This window comes from bacterium (genome assembly GCA_019695305.1).
GTDB lineage: Bacteria > UBA10199 > UBA10199 > UBA10199 > JAIBAG01 > JAIBAG01.
This window is the reverse complement of record JAIBAG010000020.1, coordinates 1-26,837: the sequence shown is the minus strand read 5'-3', so window position 1 is coordinate 26,837 and position 26,837 is coordinate 1. Positions and strand designations below refer to the sequence as shown.

The window sequence follows — 26,837 nt, the reverse complement described above, 5'->3', positions numbered from 1 at the left end:
TTTAGTTCAAGTCTGAGTTAAGACGGATGGATGATGAATAATAGGTCGCTAGCACTTGTTTTTGGCTATATTCCACAAATAGACCGGTTGAATCCTTTTGCCAAAAAGTTGCATTTAAATAAACGTTTTGCCTTTGCTTTGGATACTTACTCTCCCCAAGAGGAGGGTGTTTTTTTTGATGTAGATCTCTTTTTATCTCTACTTCAATCTGTTTTAGCGAGTGTGTCACACGATCGTGTTGAGTTTATTGGTGATTTCAATGGTCAGAAAATGATAGTGGGGTATGAACAACTGTTTAATTATTATCAAAATAGTCGTCAAGAGAATCGTGAGCCGTTTTATGAGATGAGGGTTTTTAAAAATGATAGTATAGTTCTTTTTGGAGTAACACTTTTTTATACCATGGTAGGCGGTCCAGACCCTTATCACGATACTTATCTCACCTCGTTTTATTGTAACGATTACGACCAAAGTAAAGTAAAACAGCAATTAGTCAATGTGTGCGAACAAAACGATGTGTCTATCCGCGCTCTTCTAATGGCAAAAGATGTGCCGCAGATATCGTGGTGGACCCGCATAAAAGATTTTTTTTTAAAAATGTGAGTTAGAGATAAAATCCTAATTCATTTAAGGTTAAAGTTTTTTTCTCTTCTAGTTTTGCTTTAATACTTTTTTCGAAGATTTCTATAATTTTTTTTGCCGTATATCCCTGTTTTAATAATTCATCTAAAGTGACGCCTTGTGTTCGTTTTTCTAAACGATGTCTATCGTTTTGGGTAATAAGACTCGTGTGATAAATGGTAGCAGGAGAAAATTGTTTGTTTTCAAGTTTAGCCAAGCTCATCTGAATAGCTTGTTGAAGTGGCGTCACCTTTTCCAAATCCCAAGCACGGACTAAAAGAGAATAATTTCCATCATAATCATCCACGGCACAGGCTAAGTGATAAGCCGGAACAAAAGGATTATCCCGTGCGATAATAAAATCATCCTGTCCCGTTTCATTCGGCATTTTAAAACGCCAATTAAGATTTTCTCTTTCTTGCGTGTCTTGATTTAAGTTTCTGCAATGGCCATTGTAAATGGCAGGCGTTTCATGTGGGGCCGAGGCAATTTGCTCTAAGCCCTGTTGAACGGTTTTACGCGAGCAGGTACAGGGATAAATGAGTTTTTCCTTTTTAAAATGTTCGAAAACAGAAAGATGTCTTTCTCGATTCTTGCTTTGCACGATAATTTCATCGGGAACAATGCCCAACACTTTCATGTCAGCCAATTGTTTATCCATGGCCCCAGGTATAACGCGCGGTGTATCGATATCTTCAAACCTCATAACCAGTGGCTGTTGTAATTGTTTGGCTAAGAGCTGGGCAATAAAGGCTGTACGGAGATTGCCGATGTGAAAAATTCCAGTAGGGGATGGGGCAAAGCGGATGCTCATAATAAATTTGTACAGTAAACTCAAAAAAGTGAATAGTGAATAGTGGATGGTGAATAGAAAAATTAGGGATGGAAAAAAAATCAAGGGTTGGGTATACGAGGGGCCTCTATGAAAAAAGCCAAAAAAGTACTGGTGGGTATTATTATGGGGTCGCAATCTGATTGGGAAACCATGAAGTTTGCATCCGATATGTTAACGCAAATGAAAGTGCCTCACGAATGTGAAGTTGTCTCGGCTCATCGTACTCCCGATAAACTTTTTAAGTATGCTGGTAGTGCCGAAGCGCGTGGGCTCGAAATTATCATCGCGGGTGCCGGTGGCGCTGCCCATTTACCTGGTATGGCTGCCAGTAAAACGGCTCTTCCTGTATTGGGTGTTCCCGTTAAATCAAAATCTTTAGATGGCATCGATTCACTTTTGTCTATTGCTCAAATGCCGGCCGGTATTCCTGTGGGAACCTTGGCTATTGGCACGGCAGGGGCCACCAATGCGGCTCTTTTAGCGGTGAGTATTTTGGGTAATAAATATCCTCAGTATCGCAAAGCTTATGCGGCTTTTCGCAGTAAGCAAACGGCCAAAGTATTAAAGGGTTCCAACCCTAAACGAGGAAAAAAATGAGAATTGGCATTTTGGGAGCCGGACAATTAGCCCGTATGTTGGCGTTAGCGGGTTCCTCTTTAGGACACACTTTTGTTTTTTACGATCAAATTCCAAAACCCTCTGCGGCAGGTTTGGGTACGTATATACAAGGCTCTTTTACCGATAAAAATTTACTCGAAAAATTTGCCTCCCTTTGCGATGTGGTAACCTACGAATTTGAAAATGTACCTATTAGCACTGTTAAGTTTTTAAAAACAAAATTACCGGTTCATCCCGATGTATTTGCATTAGAACAAACACAAGACCGTTTTTTAGAAAAAAGCCTCTTTAAATCTTTGTCTATTCCCACGGCACATTTTGAGGCGGTAGATTCGGATGATGATTTAAAACGGGCTTTGCAAAAGGTGGGATATCCTGCTGTGCTCAAGGCACGCCGTATGGGGTACGATGGAAAAGGGCAGTGTGTGATTCGCTCCCAAACCGATGCGGAAGGGGCTTTGGCAAGGGTAGGTCTTGTGCCCTGTATTTTAGAGCAATTTGTTTCGTTTACCCGCGAGGTTTCTATTATTGCAGCCAGGGCTCGTAACGGGTCTCTTCAGTTTTATCCTTTAAACGAAAATGTTCATGTAAATGGTATTTTGGATGTGACGCGCGTAAGAAAAAACGATCCATTATTTGAAGATGCTAAAGAACTTATTTCAAAATTACTGGAGCATTTTAAATATGTAGGTGTTCTTACGTTGGAGTTATTTGATGTGAACGGAAAATTGGTGGCCAACGAATATGCGCCACGTGTACACAATAGCGGTCATTGGACGATAGACGGTTCTTACACCAGCCAATTTGAAAATCATATTAGGGCTATTAGCACCATGCCTCTTAAAGATGTGCATCTTAAAGACTATGCCGCTATGGTTAATTGTGTGGGGTGGCTTCCCAAGCGTGATGACATTATTAAAATTCCAGGTGCTTACCTGCATTTGTACGGCAAAGAAATACGCCCCGGCCGCAAGGTTGGGCATGTCAATTTGTATGCCAAAGAGTTTAGAAAAATTGAAGAGATGATAGCTAAGGTTAAGCAGCTAAAAACTATTTAAGCTATTAGTGTCCAGTGTCCTCAAAAAATTCGGATGGATGATAAGTTTTCAATAATGTGTCTACAGATGTAAACCAATTTGTTCCTCTTAAATACGCGGCCTGGTCCATATTTTGCTGGAGGCGATTCATATCGCCTTCGCTAACATAGTTAGCTATAAGGTCAGTTCCCAAATATTCCTGTTCGGCTGGGCTGATGGCAATAACAAGGTCGTAATTTAAATCCCCTAATATATAGCCATTGGCTAAAGTCCACGCACTTAAAAGCGAGGTATTGTTTACTCTATTGATGTAAAGGCCACGATCACCATAGGTGCCGTTTGGGGTTCTAAACGTGCTGATGGTATCGGCTGTATTAGAATATTTCCATTGATTGTCGTCAGTATATATCCATATGTTGTGGCTTAAAGGAGAGGATCTTGAAACGACCATTTCTTTAAAAGCAGTGCTTATGCGTTGCCAATAAACATGCCATTGTTGCTCGGGGTGATAATGATCGATGATGGTGCGGGTGTAGCGATATAGGTCGCTAAGAAAAGTGAGATAGTGGCTGCAGGCTTCGGCAGTGGCGTTTTCGGGTAGCGAGTAAAAAGGAACTATTTTGTCTATTGTCCCGTCGCCATGCGCGTCATAAACGCGATTAATATGGAGTCCTGAATGAATTTCGTAAATTACTCCATTAGGGTAAACGTACACAGTCCCCAGTGTAAATGAATTGCCCATAAGGTATTATCGGGATGGCGATAAAAAAGTTGCTCCTTAAGATAAGTTAAGGATGCGCTTTAAGGCAATTGGTTTATAAATAAAAAATAACGAGATTTTTAAGGGGGTTGGTTGATAGATGCCAATTGATGAAGATATTTTTTTCTTTTTTACTATTCTTTTTAAGTTCAACTTCTTTGTGGGCTAAATCTGTCTATTATTATCCGTACCCTGTTGCCTATATCCCAAAGGAGGAGGTAACGGTTTATTATAAACCCGAAAAACCAAAACCGTTGGTTACGGGCGAATGTGTGCGAGAGGGTTCTTTTGATAGATGTAAAGAATACGATTATACGTATTCGGTAGCGGGAGCTCAGTGTGAGGCCCAGTGTTTAGTGTTTAATTCTTTTGATAAATGTAAATTGCGTAACCAATGCAAATATGATGAAAATAGCGGCTGTTTTTTAAAAAGAACCTGCATTGATATTAACAACTTTGACGACTGCGATAAGTGGGAGGATGAAGCTGTTTGCGGGACATAGTTTTTTAGAATAAACTAATTTTTTTATAAAGGGCATTTATGAAAATATTTTCTTTGTTTCTTGTTTTGTTTGTTTTGTCACCAGTGGTGCTAGCTAAGCCTGCCCCTGTTACTACCAAAAAATGTATTCGTAAAAATTCTTTTGGACGATGTTTGGAGTACAATTACATTTATTCTGTGCGGGGTATAGAATGCCGAGCCAATTGTATTGAATTTGATAGCTGGGATAAATGTCAATTGCGCAATGAGTGTAAGTACGATGAAGAGAGCGGTTGCTTTATAAAAAAGAAATGCAACAAAATTGATTCTTTTCACAACTGTGATGATTGGGAAGAGCATGCCCTGTGTGGTCAAAAAAATGAAAAAAATTAGTATCGTATTTTTGGTTTGTTTGCTGTGCGGCCTGTCGGTTGCGGGGTGGAGTATATCGCCTAAGCGCTTGATAGGTTTTAAACACAGCCCCTTGCATACGCCTTATGTGTATCGCCCTATCTATAAGCCCTTAGAAACCAGACAATGTGCTAAATGGAGTAAATATAATACCTGCATGGCCTATAATACCACGTATTCGGTGTATGGTTTAGCATGCGTGGCCGATTGTGCTTCATTTAGTAAGTACGGGACGTGTATGGCGCAAAACAGCTGTGAATACGACAAAGGTAGCGGGTGTTTTGTAAAAACACAGTGTTCTAAAATTGGAAGTTATGGAGTTTGTTTGGCATGGGAGCAGGTACCTGAATGCGGTCTTTAGTATCATTATAATTTCTCTTCATTTTGTCATTTTTTTAGAAAAGCACTGATAACAACTTGTTCTCACTTTCTGCATTTTTGGTCATTTTTCCACTCAACATTTAGCATGAGTTTCCGATAACTGATTAGTTATTGAAATAAAACTTATGCTGCAATTGATTGACGAAATAAAACTTTTAACCTGGATGTGCAGTAGCAATTACTGGGCAACATTGCACAATGTGTTTGATCGCCCGCGTGTTCGTGCCGAATGGTTCGGTACTCTTAACAAGGTTGCCAAAAAGTACTTTCCATTTTTTAACACCGGCTATTTTCAAAATTACGATGGCCTAAAAAAACAAACCGAAGAAAATGTGGGGGTTGCGGTTAAAGAAATTCCCATGACAGATAATGTAATGGGCGCATATCTGCCACAGGGGAATGGTACTATCCTTATTAATAATCAGCTTCATCCCGTTTTTAAATTATCTACTTTAGCACACGAGCTCTCCCATGTTGGGGTGTGCGAGTATTATCAGCAATATGCACCTCATGAATCTAGCTTAACCGTTAAAAACCGTGTGCCTGTTTTTAAGGAATCCTTACAAGATAAAGAAGAAATGTTTGCCGATGCTCTTATTGCAGTGGGTACTTACCCTGTAAAAGATTTTGAGGCTATTTTTTCAAAAAAGCCTGTGTTTAGTTTGGCGGCTCTTATTAAAGCGATCCGTCATCTAAAAAAACATTATCCGGATGTTGCTCAAAACTTCTTTTTTTCGCGTGCCGTCTTTTTAAATATGGCGCTTATCGTTCATTTTTTAAGATTAAGAATTTTTCTTTATAAGGAGCTAGCTGTTTAATGAATAACGCACTCATAAAATTTGGTGATTTTTTGCGCGATCAAAGGCTTAGAGCTGATTTAACACAAATGCAGTTAGCTCAAAAGCTGGATGTATCTCAAAATTTTGTAACCTATCTCGAAAAAGGTCAACGCAAGCCTACTAACGAGATGATTAAAAAAATCTCAAAGATTTTATCTGTTTCTACCGACAAACTTTATTTTTTAGCCAATCCCGATGTAAGCGAGATTGTGGATTTTGATGAAGAAGAGGGGCGAGTAGCTCAAAAAATGCCTCCCGCATTGGAAGCTTTGATGAGGGACAGCGATTTGAGAGAGCGTAATCGCATTACCGACGAAGATATTAAGCAATTGGCCTCTATGCGCTTGCGTGGCGATGTAAAGCGTAAGGAAGATTATCTTTTTTTGCTTTTAAGCATTCGTCAGGTGTTGCGTTAAGTCGACACCCGTCATCCCCGTGGAGGCGGGGATCCATCTTATGGATTTTTTTTTCGTTTAAAATAACTAATTAGTTTTATTTTTAAAACTAAAAATGAGGTTAAATTTATGGGTGGAATTAATGTAAATGTAAATTTTAAGAAAATTTACGAAGAAGTATGTCCTAAAAGTGATGGGTCTGACTTTGAAAAAACTGCAGAAAGTTTTTTGAGTGAGCCGGCAATGCAGAATTTTTATGAAGCAGCTCAAGTTAATACACGATTAATTGCAAAGGCCTGGGAGACGAATCCTGTTTTATTTGTTGAAGGCCCCAATCCTGTTCAAGGATTTAGTTCAGAAATTGCTGCTGAGTTAGATGGTCTTTTTCGTATTTGGTTAAGCGAATATAATAACTGTCCTCCCCCAAGTAATTCTTCAAATAAAACGGTATATAGTGCAATTGAGCAAGCAAGTCCTTCAGATGTAGCTACTCCTGCTAATGAAGATCTGACAGTTGATCCAAAACCTGACGAATACGAGAATTCGGCAGCTACTCTGCAAGTCTTGGGTTTGCTGGGTGTGGCTGTAGTTGCTTCTGCAGCTAGTCTTATTTTACTTGCTGATGATGCTGCCGGTGTAGGCACTGCAGATGACGGGGCGCTAGCTGCTACAGTTCCTGCAGCTGCAACTGCAGCGGCTAGGGCTGTTGAAGAAAGTGTTAAATTGGCTGCGGGTGTTGCTGTTGCTGTAGGTTTAACTCCATCTTCTTCCGCTTCTGCTCAAGAAGAAATACCAGTAGAAAATAACCACCCCGATTTATCTGTTTGTGAAGAAGAATTTATCGATCCAATTACCGGTTATGCCGTGAGCTTAGAATAGGAAAATATATGATTAAAAAAATCCAACAAGACATCAATGAAGCGCTTGCGGCTCCCTGCTTTAATAATCCCGACCAGGATACAGCACATGGTTGGGCCGATGCGGTTTCGGCCAAACTTAAAAATAAGGACCTCAATTCTCAAATTGCAGCGCTTTCCAAACTTAATCCCTGGATTAATTATTTTCATATTTTCAAAGAGTGGGCACTTGTTATTGGATGCATAGCGCTCAATATGAAATTTAAAAATCCTTTTTTATATGTCGTCAGTATTCTTTTTATTGCCTCTCGCCAGCACGCTATTTCGCTTTTGGCGCATGAAGCATCGCACTACCGTTTATTCCCCAATCGTAAAATAAATGATTTTATGTCTAACTGGTTTTGTAACTTTGCTCTTTTTTATCCCATCGAGCGTTTTCGTCACGATCACGTTTTGCATCATCGGCATGTGGGGAGCGAAAAGGACACGCTGGTTTTAGCTCGAAATAATATTCCCAAACTACCCAGCCCTTGTAGTAAGGCAAAACTCATTAGTGTTTTTTTGCGTGATCTCTTGGGGATGGGTAGTACTATATGGGTGGCTATTGTGTTTATGCACACTAAAACTTTTTTAGATTGGGAAGTGACTTATCCTAAAAAAGGCTGGAAGCGTTATTATAAAAAGATAGAGTTTTGGTTGTTTTGGGCCCTGTGGTTGTCAGTAATTGGCTACTTTCACTTGTGGCAACCCTTTTTGCTACTTTGGGTTTTACCTCTTTTTAGCACTTTTAATTTTTTTCAAAAAATGCGTTTTGTGGCCGATCACTACGGGCTTAAAGGTGAACACGATTACAATATATCGCGTAATGTTTATTTAAAATGGTACGATTTTGGCTGGTTTTTTCAGCCCTACAACATTGCCTATCATCTCGATCATCATCTCTGGCCTTCTGTTCCCTGGTACAATGTTCCTCAATTACACGCGCTTTTATTAACCGATCCTGTTTATAGGGATAAAGCGCATATCTCACACGGTTATTTTAATTTTGGACCTCAGGGTGTGTTTGGTGAAATTATGAGAGGAGGGGTAAGATGAATCCTGTTTTTTCCGATAAGTATGCCGCATTTTTGTTTAAAAGAAAATGGTGGGTTCTTGCCATTACCCTTGTCATCACGATTTTTTTTGGTGCGCATGCAAACAAAGTGCTTACCATTAATGCTTTAGAGAACATGGTGCCCGAGCATGATGCTGATCTTGTTCGTTATCTCGAATTTAACAAGGAGTACGGCGGTGATTTTATCATGATGATTGCCCTGGAGGCCCCCGAGATATTTACCTCAGATATGCTCCAGCGTATTAATTTATTAACAAATGATTTACAAAAAATACCACAAGTAGAGGAGGTGACCTCGCTCACCAATACATTGGAAATTAAAAGCGATGATAGTGAACTTAAATTTGAACCTCTTGCCGATCATATCCCTAGTAAACCAGAAGATTTAGAGAGACTTAAGAACGATATTAGAAAAAACCCGCTTTATACCCCTTATATTGTGCACCCTTTCCAGCCTATTACAGCTCTTTATGTGCGTCTTAAGCAAAGTGCCGATGTAAAGGCCAAACAAGATGCCCGCGATGCCGTTGTGCCTGTTGTTAAGGAAATTATCAAAAAGCATCAGGCGCTTACGCCTTTTACCAGCCATTTGGCAGGAAGTGTGACTATTGAATATCAGTTAGATAAAAGCGCGCGCGAAAATCAGGTTGTAATGACGGCCTTTATGTTGGCTATGATTAGTTTTGTTCTTTATTATTTGTTTCGCCGTGTAAGTGCTGTGTTACTAACTCTTTTTTGTATCGCCTTGTCTTCAATATGGACTACAGGCCTGATTGGTTTTCTAAAATTACCTCTTAATTTTGTAACATCACTGTTGCCACCCCTGGTGCTCATGGTGGCTGTTTTAGATTGCATTCATATTTATGCTACATTCCGGGCGCAGGATGAGGATTTGCCTATTGGTGAAAAAATTAAGCGTATTTTAAGCCATGTACTTATTCCTTGTTTGGTTACAGGGCTCACTACGTGTATGGGGTTTGGGGCACTTGTTACCAGTGATATGAGCGTGATTCGTCATTTTGGTTTGTTTGCGGCTTTTGGCATTGCCAGTGCGCTTTTTATTGCACTTGGGCCGTTGCCTATTTTATTGATGTTTTTGCCAAAAGTTTCGGATTCTCAAAAAGAAGTAAAGCTTGTTTTCTTAGAAAAAGCAGTTACCTTTTTTATGGATTTGTCGCGTCATCACTGGAAGAAAAATTTAGTATTTAGTTTGGTTTTGGTTTTGTTTGCATTTGCCGGTTTTTTTAAAATATTTATCGAAACGAGACCGCCAGATTTTTATCCTAAAAACTCTGAAATACCGCGCGATTTTGATTTTGTTGATGAAAAGTTTAACGGATCTACCAGTTCGGATATGGTTATCAAAGGCCCATCCCAAATATTTACCGATCCGGCTACGCTGGCCAATTTAGAAAAGTTTTTGATTGGTACCGAGAGTGTGACTGAGGCAAGTAAACCCCTTTCTGTTATTCCCTATATCAAGGAAGTTAATCGTAAAATACACGATGATGATCCTCACTATTATAAAATACCCGATACCAAAGAAGAGATTAGCCAAATTTATTTTTTGCTGGAGGGCAATCACAATTTTAGGGATTTGATCAATCTTGATTATTCCTCTGTACGGATACATCAACAAATTAAAGCGGTGGGAACCCGTTTAGGAAAAAACGTTATTGATCGTGCCAATGCAATTAAGGAAAAGTATATTAAGGCACCTCTCGAGGGTCATTTTACGGGGGCTAACATTGTGTGGATGAATATGGAACGTTATATTGTTCAGTCTCAAATTATGGGGTTTGCCTGTGATTTTGCCATTACGTTGCTGCTTATTATTCTTCTCCGTTCGATAAAATGGGGTGTGCTGAGCATGTTGCCCAATATTTTTCCTATTATTGGTACCTTTGGTGTGATGGGTTGGGTAGGAATTCCTCTCAATATGCTGACCACCATGATTGCTAGTATTGCCATTGGCTTAGCGGTGGATGATACCGTACATTTGATGATGCATATTAGGCATGATACGCAGCATGGAAAAACTATGGAGGAGGCTATAGAAGTTGCTTTTAAAGAAACGGGGCCTGCCGTTATTTCTACATCACTGGTTTTATCGCTCGGTTTTTTTACGCTGTGCTTAACAAGCTTTGCCCCTACACGTCAGTTTGGATTTTTAGGCGGTATAACCTTTCTTTTTGCTTTAGTGGGCGAGCTGGTTCTTTTGCCTGCATTATTACGTTTATTGGCTCCTTATTTGGTAAAAAATAAGGAGTTTAAACTAGAAGTTAAAGATGAAGTTATTTTAGAGAGAACAATATGAAAAACTTAATTGCCTATAAAATTGAAAATCGTAAAAAAATCCATCCCTCCTTTAAAAAGCTCATTCGTGATTCAAGAGCGGGACTCTTGGATTTAAAACAAAAGATTGATGCGGCTGATAAAAAACGTGTTTCTTTTACCAGCTTGGTAAAACGTTTCTATAAACCATTAGAAGAACTGCAAACCCATCTCTTAAAAGAAAGTGATATTTTGGCCGAAAATTTCTCTCCCGAGGAGCATCTTTATCACAAAGATTTTTTTCGTGATCAGATGGGGCCACTTTTATGGTACGCGCCTTTTTACGAACGCATTTTTCTAAAGCCTTTGGGTTATGCGGGTGACTACGAAATGATGAATATGCTGTACGATTCTAATCCTTTTAAAGGGCCAAGTGCTTATTTTAAAATGATCAATGCTTTTGGTTGTCGGTGTATTTCGGGGCAATTAACTGTTGCTCGCATCCCGTATTTTTTAGAAAAATTTAAGGAGATAGGGAAAAATGTTTTGGGTCGCAAAAAAGATTTTACCATATTAGATTTGGCGTGTGGCCCATCTCGGGAAATTAAAGAGTTTATTCTTACAAATACTGATGCAGGTAAATCTCGATTTCATTTAGTGGACCAAGATCCAGAGGCTATTAAATTTTCAAAAAACGAATTGATAGCAGCAAAGAGAAAGAAAAAATCAAAAGTTAATTTTTCATTTTACAACAAGCCCATTCAGGAATTTTTAGCGGGTGGTATTCAGGATCTCCCGCAATTTGATTTTATCTATAGCTGTGGCTTGTTTGATTATTTAGATGACACTCTTTTTGAGATGGCGGTGGATGTTTTATACCATCGTTTAGCGGAGCAGGGGACACTCATTATTGGTAATGTAAGTCCAGATGATTATTCTAAAACACTTAAATGGTATTTAGGTGATTGGCCTCTTATTTATCGCAATAGGGACGATCTTTTAAAGATAGCATCTCATCTTCCTGCTGCTACACCCGTATGTGTGGAAAGTGAGGCTACCGGACTTAATTTGTTTTTAAAAATTACTAAATAATTTCAATTATTTAAACCTGTGGATAAGTATTTTCACTTATTTGGTGTTTAATCTTGACTTTGAAGCGCCGATACATAATATATGCAAACCTTTTTTAAGGATGCGGTTCGGTAGTACATGTCTCAATGAAACAGGATTAACGCCTTTTTCCTCTTGAAGTAGAAATCGCTAAAAATATTTAAATAAAATTAAATGTTTCTTGACTCGCGGATGTTTTTGCATAATATGCGCGAACCCAAATTTTTTTGGGTAAGTTTTTTCGGTCTTTGAAAACTAAATAGCAAGCAGAAATTAGTCTTGCAGATGAACTCCAGTTACTTCGGTAATTGGAGAAAAACGGCTCCTTTTCACGAGGGGCCGAAAGCATCGCAAGAAGCTTTAAAACAAGTTAAATTCACTTTTAAGTCCTTACGGATTTAAAAGAGAGCTAATCAAATTTTTGGAGAGTTTGATTCTGGCTCAGAACGAACGCTGGCGGCATGCCTAACACATGCAAGTCGCACGAGATAGTGGTAGCAATACCATGTGTAAAGTGGCGCACGGGTGCGTAATGCACAGATTATCTACCTTCTTGAATGGAACAACCTTCCGAAAGGAGGGCTAATACCATATAAGCCCTGTGGGGGAAAGATGGCCTCTATTTATAAGCTATCGCGAGAAGATGAGTCTGTGTCCCATCAGCTAGTTGGTAGGGTAAAGGCCTACCAAGGCTATGACGGGTAGCTGGTCTGAGAGGACGATCAGCCACACTGGAACTGAAACACGGTCCAGACTCCTACGGGAGGCAGCAGTGGGGAATATTGGACAATGGGCGCAAGCCTGATCCAGCAATGCCGCGTGAGGGAAGAAGGCCTTCGGGTTGTAAACCTCTGACGAAAGGGACGAAACCTATTTTGGCTAACATCCAAGATAATTGACGGTACCTTTAAAGGAAGCACCGGCTAACTCCGTGCCAGCAGCCGCGGTAATACGGAGGGTGCAAGCGTTGTTCGGAATTACTGGGCGTAAAGCGTGTCTAGGTGGGCTTGTAAGTCAGATGTGAAATCCCCCGGCTTAACTGGGGAGGGTCGTTTGATACTGCAAGTCTTGAGTTACGGGGAGGTGGGTGGAATTCCCAGTGTAGAGGTGAAATTCGTAGATATTGGGAGGAACATCGGAGGCGAAAGCGACTCACTAACCGTATACTGACACTCAAGCACGAAAGCGTGGGTAGCAAACAGGATTAGATACCCTGGTAGTCCACGCTGTAAACGATGAATACTAGATGTTGGAGGAATTGATCCCTTCAGTGTCGCCGCTAACGCATTAAGTATTCCGCCTGGGAAGTACGGTCGCAAGACTAAAACTCAAAGGAATAGACGGGGGCCCGCACAAGCGGTGGAGCATGTGGTTTAATTCGACGCAACGCGAAGAACCTTACCTGGTCTTGACATCTAGGGAACCTGCCAGAGATGGCGGGGTGCCTTCGGGAGCCCTAAGACAGGTGCTGCATGGCTGTCGTCAGCTCGTGTCGTGAGATGTTGGGTTAAGTCCCGCAACGAGCGCAACCCCTACCTTTAGTTGCCACCATTCGGTTGGGCACTCTAAAGGGACTGCCGGCGTCAAGCCGGAGGAAGGTGGGGATGACGTCAAGTCCTCATGGCCCTTATGACCAGGGCTACACACGTGCTACAATGACCGGTATAGAGGGTCGCGAACCCGCGAGGGGAAGCTAATCCCAGAAAACCGGCCTCAGTTCGGATTGGAGTCTGCAACTCGACTCCATGAAGCTGGAATCGCTAGTAATCGCGCATCAGCAACGGCGCGGTGAATACGTTCCCGGGCCTTGTACTCACCGCCCGTCACACCACGAAAGCTGGGTATACCAGAAGTCCTCTATGAGGCCCAAGGTGTAACCGGTGATTGGGGTGAAGTCGTAACAAGGTATCCGTACCGGAAGGTGCGGATGGATCACCTCCTTTCTAAGGAAAAGGATGGAGTATTTAACAGAAAAAGTAACGTGACTTCGGTCACGCCAAATTTCAGAGGTTATCTACTTATCCTTATAAAGATCAATCATCTGCAAACATTTTCTTAACTTGCTATTTAGTTTTGGGAGACCGAGAAATCGTTCTTTTATAAGTTGAAGTATCAAGGGCTATAAGTCTTATGGGCTTGTCTCTTCCGGTTTTAAACTGATCGAGGTTTGCTTGGTATCATGGGCTTGCCCCAAAAACCTAGTTTTTGGGACTAGCCCTTGTAATCGCCCCGTCGAACCTAGTTCGTCGGTGCTCAACAAGGGCTTGTAGCTCAGGTGGTTAGAGCGCACCCCTGATAAGGGTGAGGTCGGAAGTTCGAGTCTTCCCAGGCCCACAAAAATCGGGAGCATAGGGCGGCACGAAGTGCCGGCATAGGCGACCAGATTTTTGTTGTACTTTTTAAAGTGCACAAAAAATTTGTTGGCCTCTAGCTAAAAGCTGGATGCGGCAACAGAACAATTGGGGCCATAGCTCAGCTGGGAGAGCGTCTGCTTTGCAAGCAGAGGGTCGGCGGTTCGATCCCGCCTGGCTCCACATTTTCTTGGTTTTTAGAGCTACCTGTAAGGCAGCTCTAAAAATTTAGAAAATGTGAGTACTTTTTACGAAGTAAAAAGTGCCACAAAACGCTCTCACTTTTCTTCATTTAAAGCTACGAATTATCGTAGCTTTAAATGACGACTTCTTCGGAAGTCGTTTAAGTAGTACCGCTCTTTGACAATTGCATATTTTTTACGATCATTATTTATTCATTTAACGAAAAAACAATTTCGTTGAGACTTTTCTGTATCATTTAATTGATAAGGAAAAACTCAAGAGCTTTGTGATCAAGCTAATAAGGGCGTACGGTGGATGCCTAGGCGGAAGTTGGCGATGAAGGACGTGTCTAGCTGCGATAAGCTTCGGGGAGTTGCTAAGAGAACTTTGATCCGGAGATTTCCGAATGAGAAAACTCACTCCTTTTTGGAGTATCCTTTGCTGAATTCATAGGCATTGTGAAGCGAACCCAGGGAACTGAAACATCTAAGTACCTGGAGGAACATAAATCAACAGAGATTCCCAAAGTAGTGGCGAGCGAAATGGGAACAGTCTAAACCGGCATCAACACTGACTTCATCTTTAACGGTGAAGCGAGTGTTGGTGCCGGGGTTGCGGGACCTTAACATGAGATTGTATGAGGATAGACGAAGGATCTGGAAAGGTCCGTCACAGAAGGTGATAACCCTGTAGTCGAAATCTGAATGCACTCTAGAGGTATCCCAAGTACCACGGGACACGAGAAATCCTGTGGGAATCCGGGTAGACCATTATCCAAGACTAAATACACACTTCCGACCGATAGTGAACTAGTACCGCGAGGGAAAGGTGAAAAGAACCCAGAGATGGGAGTTAAAAGTACCTGAAACCGTATGCCTACAAGCAGTAGGAGGGCTATGCCGCGCAAGCGGAATGCCTGACTGCGTGCCTTTTGCATAATGAGCCTGCGAGTTACTGTCTGCAGCAAGGTTAAGCACCCAAGGGTGCGGAGCCGTAGGGAAACCGAGTCTGAATAGGGCGATTAAGTTGCATATAGTAGACCCGAAACCTAGTGATCTAACCATGGGCAGGATGAAAGTCCGGTAATACGGGCTGGAGGTCCGAACTGGTCACCGTTGAAAAGGTGTCGGATGACCTGTGGTTAGGGGTGAAAGACTAATCAAACTGGGAGATAGCTGGTTCTCTTCGAAATATATTTAGGTATAGCCTCACTCGAATCGTAACGGAGGTAGAGCACTGAATGGCCTAGGGCCCCGTTTAGGGGTACCAAAGCCAATCAAACTCCGAATTCCGTTAACGTCTTAAGTGGGAGACAGACGCCGGGTGATAACGTCCGACGTCAAAAGGGAAAGAGCCCAGACCATCAGCTAAGGCCCCCAAATATGTACTAAGTGGTAAAGGATGTGGAAACGCATAGACAGCCAGGAGGTTGGCTTAGAAGCAGCCATCCTTTAAAGAAAGCGTAATAGCTCACTGGTCTAGTGAGTCCGCGCCGAAAATGTAACGGGGCTAAGTACATTGCCGAAGCTATGGATGCATCGATTTTTAATTGATGCGTGGTAGAAGAGTATTCTGTAAGCCTGTGAAGGACAATCGAAAGGATGTCTGGAGGTATCAGAAGAGCTTATGCAGGCATAAGTAACGATAAACGCAGCGAGAAACTGCGTCGCCGTAAACCTAAGGTTTCCTGAGCAAGGGTAATCCTCTCAGGGTTAGTCGGACCCTAAGCCGAGGCTGAAAAGCGTAGGTGATGGATGACGGGTTAATATTCCCGTACCATGTGGGTTGCGTTATTACCTTCGGAGTGACGGAGAAGGATAAACAGGCGGTGTGTTGGACATCACCGTCGAAGGCGGTAGGAGGGCTTCTTAGGCAAATCCGGGAAGCCATTAACTCCGAGAACCGAGTGCGACCGATTCCCCTCGGGGAATTGGATAGCTGTTGTGTCCCTGCTTCCAAGAAAAACTTCGTCGGGAGTAACCTATGTGTCCGTACCGTAAACCGACACAGGTGGGTGAGGAGAATATCCTAAGGCGCTTGAGTGATTTCTAGTCAAGGAACTCTGCAAATTAATGCCGTAACTTCGGAAGAAGGCATGCCTTCATTTGTTAGTCCCCTGCGGGGCGAAGCATGTGAAGGTCGCAGCGAAATGGTGGCGGCGACTGTTTACCAAAAACACAGGACTCTGCAAAGTCGTGTAAGACGACGTATAGGGTCTGACGCCTGCCCGGTGCTGGAAGGTTAAAGGGAGATGTTAGCCGCAAGGCGAAGCTTCGAACTGAAGCCCCAGTAAACGGCGGCCGTAACTATAACGGTCCTAAGGTAGCGAAATTCCTTGTCGGGTAAGTTCCGACCTGCACGAATGGCGCAACGATTGCCACACTGTCTCGACTAGAAGCTCAGTGAAATTGTATTCACGGTGCAGATGCCGTGTACCCGCAGAAAGACGGAAAGACCCTGTGCACCTTTACTATAACTTGGCACTGAACTTCGGGGCGGTTTGTGTAGGATAGGTGGGAGACTTTGAAGCTGTGGCGCCAGCCATGGTGGAGTCAACCTTGAAATACCACCCTAATCTTCTTGAAGTTCTAACCGACTTGCCTGAATCGGCGAGCGGGACACTGTCTGGTGGGTAGTTTGACTGGGGCGGTCGCCTCCTAAATTGTAACGGAGGCGCGCAAAGGTTCTCTCAGGCCGATTGGAAACCGGCCGTTGAGTGCAAAGGCATAAGAGAGCTTAACTGTGAGACAAACAAGTCGAACAGATACGAAAGTAGGTCTTAGTGATCCGGTGGTCCCGTATGGAAGGGCCATCGCTCATCGGATAAAAGGTACGCCGGGGATAACAGGCTGATCGCCTCCAAGAGTTCACATCGACGAGGCGGTTTGGCACCTCGATGTCGGCTCATCACATCCTGGGGCTGAAGCAGGTCCCAAGGGTATGGCTGTTCGCCATTTAAAGTGGTACGCGAGCTGGGTTCAAAACGTCGTGAGACAGTTTGGTCCCTATCTTCTGTGGGCGTAGGAAATTTGAGAGGATCTGTCCTTAGTACGAGAGGACCGGGATGGACGAACCTCTGGTGCACCAGTTGTCACGCCAGTGGCATGGCTGGGTAGCTATGTTCGGATTCGATAAACGCTGAAAGCATCTAAGTGTGAAACGAACCTCAAGATAAAATTTCCCGGGGAGTAATCCCCCTAAAGACACCATGAAGACTACGTGGTCGATAGGCCGGGTGTGTAAGAGCAGTAATGCTTTTAGCTTACCGGTACTAATTAGTCGTGCGGCTTGATCACTTTTTTTTATATTGAGATGCCTCCGGGGTAAACCCGAGGGGCGTCTCAACGAAGTTGTGCTTTTTCGTAAAAGATTTTTAATGGTTATAATATGCAATTGTCTGAGAGCGTAGATGGCTCTTTAAAATTTTGACCGTTGTGATGAAAATTACAATGAGTCTCACAATTTTCTGGTGACTTTACCAGGGAGGTCACACCCGATCCCATTCCGAACTCGGCAGTTAAGCTCCCTTGGGCCGATGGTACTAGTTATCGTCATAGCTGGTAGAGTAGGTCGTTGCCAGATTCTTTTATAAAAAAACCCCATATCTCAAAAAGGTATGGGGTTTTTTATTGTGCTTATTGAACACAATTTGAGTTAATCTGGATCCTTAGCCCATTCTATAGCTTTTATCTGATATTCTTTCAGCTCGTTTTCTTGCTCTTTCCATTCTGAATGGGTTTTAATCAACTCTAAAATTTTTTCTATAGCTTCTAACCGGGCCTCATTATTATTAAATGAAAAAGTATCTTGAGGTGTGAGTTGATAAAAACAAAAACTGGGAGAGCTTTCTGTTTTGTTGGTTATTTTTGCCCATAACCAATTGTCTAAAATATAAAATCGATAAGTGAGTTCTTCCTGATGGGGAGTGACTTTGGTTTCATAAAAAGCTTGGGCTAAAGGAGCCTCTTTAGTTTTTTCCGGTTTTCCAAAATCAAGCTTTTCGTACGTTAAACCGCCGCTATCAGGTAGCGGTAACCATACAAGATTGATGGAGCGGCAACTTTTATTTTTGGTGTCGTAAATATAATTTTTTGAAAGGAAATAAGGGGAGGTTTTGTTTTTGAGGGAGGAAATTATTTTAACGATTAAAAATGGTAAAACTAGTAAAAGACCAATCGCTATCCAGGTATAAAATTCAAATTTATAGTGTACTCCCCAAATAAAGGGGTTAAAAATAGAAAAAACTGGAGCTATTTTTAACTCATAAAAAGGATCAGGAATAACAGGGGTTCGTTGAATAGGGACAAGCGGCAGGCTAAAAAATAAGAGATACAGAATAGTGATAAAAATAACTTTTGTTCTCATTAATGCATGCATCCCATGTAAATGGAGGTTTCCTTTAAATAGGCATCGGGAATATATTTTTTAAAAAAATTGAGCTGAATCTTGGCTTCGGGATCTGTTTTGTCGTAAATACCACCTACAATAATATAAAATTTAGGTTTAAAACCATTATAGTATTCCGATTTTTCAATAGTGAGACAAATGGTCGATTGATTATCACAGTCTTCATTATAACGCCGTGCTAAATACTCACCGCTTACCATGGTATCACTTGCCGGCCAATAAAGTCCCTTTTTGGCATCGTAAACCAAACCGCGTGTGGCATAAAGAACGTCACTTTTTTTACTAATATTTTTTGCTGCCTTTAAAGCTTCATTGTAATCGGCAAAACTACCTAAAATAAGTACCTTTTTTTCTACTTGAGCATCTTCTTGGCTAAAAGCAACGCTGGGTAAAATAAAAAAAAGAACCAAAACAACTATTTTAAGCTTATTCATCGGATAAGCTTAACGCGATTAAAAAAATATGTCATTCCCAATTTAAAAGGGTTTTTGTTCAGTAAAAATACCTGTTTTAATGCCAGCCATGCTGGCAAGCATGATATGACGGAGCGGTTTAACATTACAGAGTGGGCCCATAAAAGTATTGCGTAAGGGAGCAAGTAAGGGAAGTGACGATTGAAAAAACGGTGTGAGCCAACGTGAAGCCCATTGATAGTAACGAATATGTTTTTTGCGGTAAGTAGACCACTGCTTTAAGGCCTCGGTTAAGGTACCGGATTGTTCAAGGCATTTTTCAAAAACACAGGCATCCATCAACGCAATATTGGCGCCTTGTCCTAATTGAGGGCTCATTGCATGGGCCGCATCTCCCAAGTAAAGGGTGTTGATGCCATTCGTCCAATCTTTCATCACCACATCCATGTAGGAGGCAAATAAAAGATCGTCATGCGATTTAATTTGATTTAGTAAGGGGGTAATACGTGGTTCAATAAAAGTCACGTGTTCTTTCCATTGGTTTAAATCTTTCTTTTTAAAATTGTCGACGGTATCTACTTTAATACTCCAAAATAAACTCAGCAGTTGACGTGCATCATCCGGTAAGTGCCCAGTGGGTAAAAACCCCAGCATTGTTGTGGTGCTTTCATATACTTGATACAAAGTTTGATGAAAGAGTTTATCGGGATCTTCCAAAATAACCCACAACGCTCCCCAAGGATAGGGCTTGGCTTTCTTAACTAAGGGAGAATTGTGCCGCAAAACCGACCGGGCGCCGTCGCAAATAATCACTAAATCGTAAGGGCCGTAAGAATTTCCCTGTGTGTCTGTAATGCTTTTTTGATGCGAGGCTTCTTCGCGCAGCAATTGAATCTCGCTCCCGCAATGTACGGTAATATCTTTCTTTTTCACTTCATCAAACAAAACCTGAAACAAACACCCACGGTGAAGACCCAAGCCTTGCCAGCTTGGATTGAGATGGCGGTAATCTAAATCCATGATGGTGCGGTTGGTAACGGTACGTCCAAATAGCTGAGTAACTGGAGCTCCCATTTTTTGGATGGGTTCGAGCAGGTTTAATTGCTTAAGTACGGCTTGGCCGGTAGGTTGTAGCAAAATTCCGGCGCCTACAGGAGAGGGGTGAGGTGTTTTTTCAAAGAGATCAATTCTGTGGCCTAGCTTGTGTAAAAAGAGTGCTGCTGCAGGGCCTGCTGTGCCACAGCCTATGATGGCTATCTTTAAAGGTGGAACCATAAGGAGTTATGGTTTTAACAGATCTCTTTTAAGATTTCATTTTAAAAGTTGGAGAGAAGCTACAAGAAGTACCAGCCAACCCCAGCTTCATACCTGTGGGCACTTTGAGCTGAGACTGCCGGCTACCAGTGTGGCTCCTAATGAGGTGAGTCCTAAGCCCAACCAAATAGATATTGCGAGTAACATATGTTTTCCTTTCTTGTTGGAGAGTTATTTCTCTCTATAGTTAGGTTCCTAATATAAGGTACCTAATATTGTCAAGGGGAATTTTCTTTTGTTTCCCTCTCCCCTTGTGGGAGAGGGTTGGGGAGAGGGGGTGTAACAAGCTTCACCCGCCCCCTAGCCCCCTCCCATCAAGGGAGGGGGAATAAAGAGGGAGATATAAAAATAGATTGTTTATTACGAGCGAGCGTCGAGTTGAGCGATAATAAAGCTCAGAAATGCCTTCATTTCTTCTACTTTTTTTGGGGGATAACCACCTTTGGTAAGAGTTGCGTCTACCACTTGAGTCATTTTAAAGAGAAGGCCTTGGGCTTTTTCCCAATCTTTTTTGCCTTTGGTAGTTAACGACCACAACACTTTACGGTTACTTTCTGGATGTTTTTCTTTTTTTACCAAATGACTTTTTTCCAAGCGTTGCAGCATTTCCATCATGCTGGGCGGTTTTTGCCCTACATAGCGACAAATATCGGCCTGTGTAGCGGGGCCATCAGCCAAAACTGTGAGCACTAAGACTCGGCCATGAGAAAGGTGATTGAGATTAGCCTTTTTTAAAGTGGTATCACGCACCTTGGCAATTTTTTCGCCGGCTTCAATAAGAAGAGCACCTAGTTTTTTTGGAGGAACAGTCATGGTTATGCTAACTGCGGATATGTTTTAATAAACGATTCTCTTTCGTCTAGCCTTTTATACCAGTTTAAAACCGGAGCGGGCAGTTTAGACCAATCGTGTTTTAATCTAAAATCCATCCATTTCATACTGGCCGCCATGGCAATATCGGCCAATGAATATTGGCCCAAAATATATTCTTTGTTTTGGAGTGCCTCGCCCAGCATGGTGATAATAGCTTGAGTAATACGCATGGCCCTTTCATCGGCCCCTGTTTGACCCGCATGAAAAAGACGGACATATTCATCGCACAAACGGTCTCCCCATTCTTCCCAAGCCCAGGTTTCGTTTTTTAAGTGTGAAGACACAAGTGAGGGCGTAGGGTGTTTTTCTTCCAGGTAACGTAAAATAAGTGTGGAATCCGGCAGCATGAGTCCGTCGCCTGTAACAAGGCTAGGAACCGATCCCAAAGGATTATGTTTTAAAAAATCGGCAGGCTTGTTGTTTAAATCAACGTTAATTTCTTCGTATGCTATCTTTTTTTCTAAAAGAGCAATACGTACCTTGCGTGCATACGGAGAGCGAAGAGTAGAATATAATTTATAGCTCATAAAATATCAGGGGGTAAAAGTTCTAGTTTCACTTGTTGACCCATCTGCAAAAACAACCTGCACCGTTACCGATTGAACAGGTACTGTTGGAATTACCGTAAATTCTTCTATTTTTGTTATTTCTGTGGCCCCTGGTGTTAAAGGTAGTTTTTTATCAAGAGCACTACTATTAATGGAATATTTAACTTCCTTTACTGCCGTGTATACAGCCAGCAGTTTTTGAAACATAATTTTAAATTGTCCATCATCGGTTTCAAACTCAATCCAGTCGGGAACATTTTTCATAATCAATTGCATTTGCTCAATATCACCCCGTTTCGACTCAATTGGAAAAGAGTAGGGCCCCAGTTCCTGATCGCGTGTATCGCGGTATTTAATATAGAGAGTGGTGTTAACGGCTTCTTTTAAATTCATCGAAAGCTGGGTTTTTGGAATGGGCAGGCCGGTTACGGGCGATACCATGTCTAAAAAGCCTGTGCTTTTAAAATCGGGATTTTCTTCCAATCGATAAAAAATTTCCTTAACGTTTGGATCGGCCATGACAAGTGTAATGGCAAGCCCATCTTCGCTGGAAAACTTCATGATGCTAACTGGGTTATTAAGTATGTTTTGGGGGGCTTGTGCCAATTTATTCAAACGGGTTTCGGCGTCATTTTTCCATTTTTCCGCTTCGCCTTTATCTAAAAAGTATTTTAAAAATTTCCCTTCACTATCAAGCTTGGTAAAACATTCTAAATATTGTTTTTCTTTTTGTTTGTCGGCAATGCCTTGGGTTCCAAGCTTTTCTTCCGAATATTCCTTAGAAAGCATGTAGCAAACGGGAGCAAAATCGGGGCTTTCTTGGTAGAGTGCTTCTAGCTTTTGAAGACGGAGTTCTTTATCCCATAACAGGATGGTTACCAATTTTAGAACTTTGTCATCCGGATTTTGACTTGAGAGATTTTGATAGATTTCGCGCGTGGCTTCTATACCATCCTGCATTTTAAGCATCATTTGATAGGTTAAATGTGGGTCAATAAAATCTAAACCAAATTTAAGATAGGCCTGGTAGGCCTGGCGGGCTAAGGGGTAATTGGCATCGCGCTCGTACATACGAGCATTATGATAATATTCCTGGGGTGTTTGCGGATTAGGGATAAGCCCACTATTAGATTTTAGATTTTCAAAACTTTCAGCAATGTTATCCAGCTTATTGATAATTTGGTTTGTTTTGGCATCAATGTTTTTAGTAGTTTCTTTAATTTCGCCTACATCTTTTTCGATTCCTAAAATAGATTGCTGTAATTTGTCCATGCCAGGAATGGTTCCGGCCACAAAACCTGTATCGGGATGAGCTTTACCCAAAAGCATGATGATAAGAAGAATGGGAGTGGCAACAGTAGTAAAGGCAAAAAGCACCGACCATTTATTGGTTTGAAAAATTGTTTTGTATTCTTCGTCGGTAATTTTGCCATCGGCACGGGCGGCTTCAATGGTTTTACGCACTTTCAAAAACCAGATGGCTCCCGAAACAATCCAGCCACAAAATACAATCCAAAATAATATGCCGGCAAAGGGGGCTATAGGGGCTAATACATCACCAATAAACCCACCAATGGCACCCACGGGGGCCGCCACTTTGGCACTGCGGGAGAGGAGAGAAAGAAGAGATGCTTTTTTATTTTCCATCATAAAAGGTCCTTAATAAGTGTGAGGGCCTTAGTGTATGGAAAAAAAGGGACGAGTCAATGGTTTATAGAACTTAATATCCACATAAAAGTTAGAATGATAATAATAACCGTATAGCTTGTGATGTTGGCATAAAGGGCCCAGGAGTGAGCTATGAGTTTATGAGGAGTAGACAGTTTTTTTTGAATGATTCTTTTTTCTAAATAGTAAGAGATAAATCCATAAGGTATGCACATGAGAAGGGCTCCTGCATAAGCGGCCCATAAGGGCATGTCTCCACCTATCATTGTTAAAAAGCCCGTAGAATTAACGAGATTACCGGGGAAAAAATTCATTATTTGAATGGTAGATCCTGGTTTCAAAAGAGAAATCAAGAGAGCTGGTGATAAAAGAGAAAGTTGAGTTAAGACCGTCATGAGATACGCTAAAGGAATGCCTATTAGAGTAGAGAATAAATTAGCCAAAATCATTATTTTGAGAGCTTGTTTCCACAATAGTTTAAATTTGATAACGCCAACATAAGCTTCTACAAGCACAATAGGAATGAGCAGTAGCCAAAAAGCAGGCCAGGCAAGGGCCAGTGTTGGGATGCCGGCATCGGCATGGGCTTTAAACGGGATTAGGCAAAAAGGGATAAGATAATAAAAATTATTCTTTGCATCTGTCATGACACACCTCGTGAATGTTGTTGTCGTATTCTTGGCAATTAGTTCCTAAGCCAACGAGTGTGTAATCTGGTTTTTCTTTTAGCCATTCTTCTTCAATGCAATCGGAAATACATCGATCATCGGCAACAAAAGTACATTCATCCACACTATAGGTTTCAAGTTGCCCTACACCGTTGCCTGCAACGTGATTTTTAGAGTTGGTGGTAAGGCCCAAACAAATAAGTTGGCTGTATTTTTCTTTGGGATTAATGCAGCTGTATTGATGATAAAGAGGGTTTTCTTCCAATTCGCTACCTGTTTTTTTACCCTGTTGGTCAAGCCAGGGGATGGCGAGGGGGCGGATACATTGATAAACCGGGTTTTGGTATTTGGGATAGAGAGGTTGTATTAATTGTTGCATCACACCCTCATAAGTGGTGGGCAGAGAGGCTGCCTCGGCATATTCGGGATAATTATTAATGAGGTTCAAGATTTCACCGGCCACATAGGTTTTGCTGTAACCTTCTTTAAGTCCTTTTTCTAAAAACCCTACGATAGAATTGTTAAATTCTTTTTCATCCAGCAAATGGCAGGTGGGGTTGGTTTGAGTGTCTCCGTAGAGTGCGGAAAGTTTTTTATCGTTAATAAGTGTCATAGTTTCTCCTTAGAGTCTGTTAATCTGCCCCTGGCAGATGTTACAGACTCTTATCCCGTTAGGGGGTTAAAAACCGATTTTACGGTTTGGTTTTTTGGGTGGGGTCATCAACTGCCGGATGGCATCAAAAACAACTTCACTGAGCAGATGAAATTTGATTGTAAGCAAGCCACAAGGCTGCTCAGTGCTAGCAGATCTATTTAGAGTGTAAAAATTAATGATCTGCTTAGTAAATTGGGAATCATATTTCTTTTCTAGGCTAGCTAATTTATGTGCCAAATCTTTATGAGTAGCTAACACTTCTCTTAAATGAATGAAGGCTTGCACTACTGTAATACTTACCTTTATAGCTCTTTTACTTTTTATGACATTGGCCAGCATGATAGCGCCATGTTCAGTAAAAACGTTTGGAAGGTTTGGAGAATATTTTAGTGTTTTGAGGTGGTCACAAATTGTGACCACCTCTTTTTTTTCATTGGCTGTAAGAGTAAACATAAAAGAAGAAGGAAAACGCTCGGAATTACGTTTTACGGCTTGGTTTAGAGCTTTTGTTGTGATGCCGTAAAGTTGAGCTAGATCATGATCGATCATCACTTTTTTATTGCGAATTAATAAAATCAGGCCTTCAATTTTTTCTGTAGGGATAAAAGTTTCCATATTTTGTTTTTTAAACTTGAGGTGCCAAATTGGCACCTCAAGTTTGAACTGGTCGCAAATTGCGACCACCTACTTCTTCCTTACTCACAATCCATGCCATCAAAAATTTTTTAAAAAGCCCTTATTTATCGAATATTTGTAAAAAAGCCCCCAAACCCACAGTCTCACGACAGTCTCAAAATCGGACTCTTTCAGTCCCATTTTAAGACGGGGGTTAAGGCCTCAATTATTAGGGCTTTAGCTTGTCTCCGAGGGTTGTACACCCCAAATTTTAAGAGTGTTTTAGCACCCTAAATTGTAAAAAACACAATAATTTCAATTGTTTAATAAAATTAAAAGGTTTGGCCTTATGCTTGCATTTACTAAGGCAAGAGGGACGTAATTATGGCAAACCTAGAAAACAATGTTTTAAAGATGGCAGCCGAAATGAAGGCTGGGTTTAAAGGCGAAGACATGGCTTTGGGTTTAGAGCTGGCGTTAACCGAGTCGGCTTTTGGCCATGAGCATGCGCTTATTAATTTAGAAAACACGCCCTCGATAATGCATAAAGAAGAATTGATTAACCAAATAGAAAACCACAAGAAAGTATACTTTTGGGCCCGTGAAAGTTTGCGCCAAATTAACCCCGAAAAGTTACTTCAAATTGAAGAAGAATTACGCGCTCAAAAAGATGCGCTGTTTAACACCAGCTACACCGTTCACTAATAACAAGTTTGTTTACCCTCCAGCCTTGAAGGAGCGACTAAAAATTGCTTCTTCAAGGCTTCCCCCTTTTTATTTCTTTTTAAGTTTCATCAACGTTTCTTGTAAATCATCATAAATGCTAGCTCGGGAGCCAAAGGCGATGATGGTGATGATTTTTTTAGAAGGGTTGATATGATAAATCAGTCTAAAACGTGCGATACGGTACGAATAATAACCTTGAAGTTCCCGCTGGAGAGGCTTGCCGGCATGAGGCTCATTCGCTAATAACTTAAGAGCTTGTTTTATATTTTTTTTACGCAGGGGATGGAGATGTAAAAAGAGCTTAGCTACTTCAGAATCGATTTTAATTTTAAAAAACATCAATCGTCCCCAAAAACTTCCTCAAAAGACAAGGTTTTTCCTTTTTTAAGTCTTTTAATACCTTGTTTGATTTCTTTTAAAAAATCAGAGTCTTTATAAATTTCTTCCGTTTCTTTCCAGCCCTCATACATAAGGGGGGATACCAAAATAGCCGCAGGCTTACCGTTTTTGGTGATGATGAATTCATTCTCTTGCAAAATCACTTCATCCACTAAACTATTAAGTTTTGTTTTGGCTTCAGATAAAGACAGTATTTTTTCCATAAAGAACTCCTTTTAAATAACGACCTAAATATAGGTTGTTTTATAAAAAGAGGCAAGGAAGCTTTTTATTTTATTTCAACA

At 41.4% G+C, this 26,837-nt stretch carries 26 protein-coding genes, 2 tRNA genes and 3 rRNA genes; 18 read left to right on the top strand and 13 right to left on the bottom strand.

All coding sequences use genetic code 11. The annotated features are described in order from the left end of the window. The first annotated feature begins 30 nt into the window (after nt 1-30). Nucleotides 31-603 (top strand): hypothetical protein, encoded by a 573-nt coding sequence (locus K1X76_09470; protein MBX7149301.1) that lies wholly within the window; start codon nt 31-33, stop codon nt 601-603. A gap of 1 nt (nt 604) precedes the next feature. Here K1X76_09470 and K1X76_09465 read toward each other — a convergent pair whose 3' ends face one another. After that, nucleotides 605-1,435: a hypothetical protein gene (locus K1X76_09465; GenBank protein ID MBX7149300.1), complete on the bottom strand. Its 831-nt coding sequence runs from the start codon at nt 1,433-1,435 to the stop codon at nt 605-607. A 108-nt stretch (nt 1,436-1,543) separates the two neighbouring features. Here K1X76_09465 and purE point away from each other — a divergent pair, with 108 nt between their 5' ends. Both purE and K1X76_09455 read left to right on the top strand, forming a co-directional pair. Beyond that, the gene (gene purE, locus K1X76_09460) at nt 1,544-2,053 is read left to right on the top strand and encodes a 5-(carboxyamino)imidazole ribonucleotide mutase (GenBank protein ID MBX7149299.1); all 510 of its coding nucleotides are present in this window, start codon (nt 1,544-1,546) and stop codon (nt 2,051-2,053) included. Further along, nucleotides 2,050-3,132, top strand: a complete 1,083-nt coding sequence (locus K1X76_09455; protein MBX7149298.1) for a 5-(carboxyamino)imidazole ribonucleotide synthase — start codon at nt 2,050-2,052, stop codon at nt 3,130-3,132. Before purE ends, K1X76_09455 begins: the two co-directional genes overlap by 4 nt. Nucleotides 3,133-3,136: 4 nt before the next feature. Here the strand turns inward: K1X76_09455 and K1X76_09450 are convergent, their stop codons facing one another. Then, nucleotides 3,137-3,853 carry a hypothetical protein gene (locus K1X76_09450; protein MBX7149297.1) on the bottom strand — a complete coding sequence of 239 codons (717 nt, stop codon included), beginning with the start codon at nt 3,851-3,853 and terminating at the stop codon, nt 3,137-3,139. Nucleotides 3,854-3,981: 128 nt separating this feature from the next. Here K1X76_09450 and K1X76_09445 point away from each other — a divergent pair, with 128 nt between their 5' ends. The 14 genes from K1X76_09445 (at nt 3,982) to rrf (ending at nt 17,849) form a co-directional block, all read left to right on the top strand. After that, nucleotides 3,982-4,374 (top strand): hypothetical protein, encoded by a 393-nt coding sequence (locus K1X76_09445; GenBank protein MBX7149296.1) that lies wholly within the window; start codon nt 3,982-3,984, stop codon nt 4,372-4,374. Nucleotides 4,375-4,412: 38 nt separating this feature from the next. Then, complete coding sequence (locus K1X76_09440) at nt 4,413-4,745, top strand: hypothetical protein (protein MBX7149295.1); 333 nt, start codon at nt 4,413-4,415, stop codon at nt 4,743-4,745. A 175-nt stretch (nt 4,746-4,920) separates the two neighbouring features. Beyond that, nucleotides 4,921-5,124 carry a hypothetical protein gene (locus tag K1X76_09435; GenBank protein ID MBX7149294.1) on the top strand — a complete coding sequence of 68 codons (204 nt, stop codon included), beginning with the start codon at nt 4,921-4,923 and terminating at the stop codon, nt 5,122-5,124. Between the two features lie 145 nt (nt 5,125-5,269). Beyond that, on the top strand, nt 5,270-5,962 hold the full coding sequence (locus tag K1X76_09430) for an ImmA/IrrE family metallo-endopeptidase (GenBank protein MBX7149293.1): 693 nt from the start codon (nt 5,270-5,272) through the stop codon (nt 5,960-5,962). Continuing rightward, complete coding sequence (locus K1X76_09425; protein MBX7149292.1) at nt 5,962-6,399, top strand: helix-turn-helix domain-containing protein; 438 nt, start codon at nt 5,962-5,964, stop codon at nt 6,397-6,399. Before K1X76_09430 ends, K1X76_09425 begins: the two co-directional genes overlap by 1 nt. Nucleotides 6,400-6,507: 108 nt before the next feature. After that, nucleotides 6,508-7,257, top strand: a complete 750-nt coding sequence (locus K1X76_09420; protein ID MBX7149291.1) for a hypothetical protein — start codon at nt 6,508-6,510, stop codon at nt 7,255-7,257. An 8-nt stretch (nt 7,258-7,265) separates the two neighbouring features. Next, a complete protein-coding gene (locus tag K1X76_09415) occupies nt 7,266-8,330 on the top strand; it encodes a fatty acid desaturase family protein (GenBank protein ID MBX7149290.1) in 1,065 nt (354 codons plus the stop codon). Next, nucleotides 8,327-10,666: an MMPL family transporter gene (locus tag K1X76_09410; protein ID MBX7149289.1), complete on the top strand. Its 2,340-nt coding sequence runs from the start codon at nt 8,327-8,329 to the stop codon at nt 10,664-10,666. Before K1X76_09415 ends, K1X76_09410 begins: the two co-directional genes overlap by 4 nt. Next, a complete protein-coding gene (locus K1X76_09405; GenBank protein ID MBX7149288.1) occupies nt 10,663-11,715 on the top strand; it encodes a class I SAM-dependent methyltransferase in 1,053 nt (350 codons plus the stop codon). Before K1X76_09410 ends, K1X76_09405 begins: the two co-directional genes overlap by 4 nt. A 436-nt stretch (nt 11,716-12,151) precedes the next feature. Further along, a 16S ribosomal RNA gene (locus K1X76_09400) occupies nt 12,152-13,676 on the top strand. A 317-nt stretch (nt 13,677-13,993) separates the two neighbouring features. Beyond that, nucleotides 13,994-14,067: transfer RNA gene (locus tag K1X76_09395), tRNA-Ile, on the top strand. A gap of 127 nt (nt 14,068-14,194) precedes the next feature. Beyond that, a tRNA-Ala gene (locus K1X76_09390) sits at nt 14,195-14,267 on the top strand. 288 nt (nt 14,268-14,555) lie between these two features. Beyond that, a 23S ribosomal RNA gene (locus K1X76_09385) occupies nt 14,556-17,563 on the top strand. A gap of 169 nt (nt 17,564-17,732) precedes the next feature. After that, nucleotides 17,733-17,849 (top strand): 5S ribosomal RNA (gene rrf / locus K1X76_09380). The 16S, 23S and 5S rRNA genes sit together here with 2 tRNA genes alongside, the layout of an rRNA operon. Nucleotides 17,850-17,921: 72 nt before the next feature. Here rrf and K1X76_09375 read toward each other — a convergent pair. The 9 genes from K1X76_09375 to K1X76_09335 form a co-directional block, all read right to left on the bottom strand. Continuing rightward, nucleotides 17,922-18,632 (bottom strand): hypothetical protein, encoded by a 711-nt coding sequence (locus tag K1X76_09375; GenBank protein ID MBX7149287.1) that lies wholly within the window; start codon nt 18,630-18,632, stop codon nt 17,922-17,924. Further along, nucleotides 18,632-19,108, bottom strand: a complete 477-nt coding sequence (locus tag K1X76_09370; GenBank protein MBX7149286.1) for a hypothetical protein — start codon at nt 19,106-19,108, stop codon at nt 18,632-18,634. The genes K1X76_09375 and K1X76_09370 overlap by 1 nt, the downstream gene beginning before the upstream one ends. A gap of 42 nt (nt 19,109-19,150) precedes the next feature. Next, the gene (locus K1X76_09365; protein ID MBX7149285.1) at nt 19,151-20,362 is read right to left on the bottom strand and encodes an FAD-dependent monooxygenase; all 1,212 of its coding nucleotides are present in this window, start codon (nt 20,360-20,362) and stop codon (nt 19,151-19,153) included. Between the two features lie 399 nt (nt 20,363-20,761). Then, nucleotides 20,762-21,214: a winged helix DNA-binding protein gene (locus K1X76_09360; GenBank protein ID MBX7149284.1), complete on the bottom strand. Its 453-nt coding sequence runs from the start codon at nt 21,212-21,214 to the stop codon at nt 20,762-20,764. A gap of 2 nt (nt 21,215-21,216) precedes the next feature. Next, on the bottom strand, nt 21,217-21,801 hold the full coding sequence (locus tag K1X76_09355; protein MBX7149283.1) for a glutathione S-transferase family protein: 585 nt from the start codon (nt 21,799-21,801) through the stop codon (nt 21,217-21,219). Nucleotides 21,802-21,807: 6 nt separating this feature from the next. Then, nucleotides 21,808-23,472, bottom strand: coding sequence for a hypothetical protein (locus K1X76_09350; GenBank protein MBX7149282.1), 1,665 nt, complete (start codon nt 23,470-23,472; stop codon nt 21,808-21,810). A gap of 53 nt (nt 23,473-23,525) precedes the next feature. Continuing rightward, on the bottom strand, nt 23,526-24,137 hold the full coding sequence (locus K1X76_09345; GenBank protein MBX7149281.1) for a hypothetical protein: 612 nt from the start codon (nt 24,135-24,137) through the stop codon (nt 23,526-23,528). Next, complete coding sequence (locus K1X76_09340) at nt 24,118-24,771, bottom strand: hypothetical protein (protein MBX7149280.1); 654 nt, start codon at nt 24,769-24,771, stop codon at nt 24,118-24,120. The genes K1X76_09345 and K1X76_09340 overlap by 20 nt, the downstream gene beginning before the upstream one ends. Before the next feature lie 66 nt (nt 24,772-24,837). Beyond that, nucleotides 24,838-25,416, bottom strand: coding sequence for an ORF6N domain-containing protein (locus tag K1X76_09335; protein ID MBX7149279.1), 579 nt, complete (start codon nt 25,414-25,416; stop codon nt 24,838-24,840). A gap of 396 nt (nt 25,417-25,812) precedes the next feature. On the opposite strand from K1X76_09335, the gene K1X76_09330 reads away from it, so the two are divergent. Next, nucleotides 25,813-26,133, top strand: a complete 321-nt coding sequence (locus K1X76_09330; GenBank protein ID MBX7149278.1) for a hypothetical protein — start codon at nt 25,813-25,815, stop codon at nt 26,131-26,133. A 69-nt stretch (nt 26,134-26,202) separates the two neighbouring features. On the opposite strand, the gene K1X76_09325 is transcribed toward K1X76_09330, so the two are convergent. Next, nucleotides 26,203-26,493, bottom strand: coding sequence for a type II toxin-antitoxin system RelE/ParE family toxin (locus K1X76_09325; GenBank protein ID MBX7149277.1), 291 nt, complete (start codon nt 26,491-26,493; stop codon nt 26,203-26,205). Continuing rightward, a complete protein-coding gene (locus K1X76_09320) occupies nt 26,493-26,756 on the bottom strand; it encodes a type II toxin-antitoxin system Phd/YefM family antitoxin (GenBank protein ID MBX7149276.1) in 264 nt (87 codons plus the stop codon). Before K1X76_09320 ends, K1X76_09325 begins: the two co-directional genes overlap by 1 nt. Nucleotides 26,757-26,837: the final 81 nt, after the last annotated feature.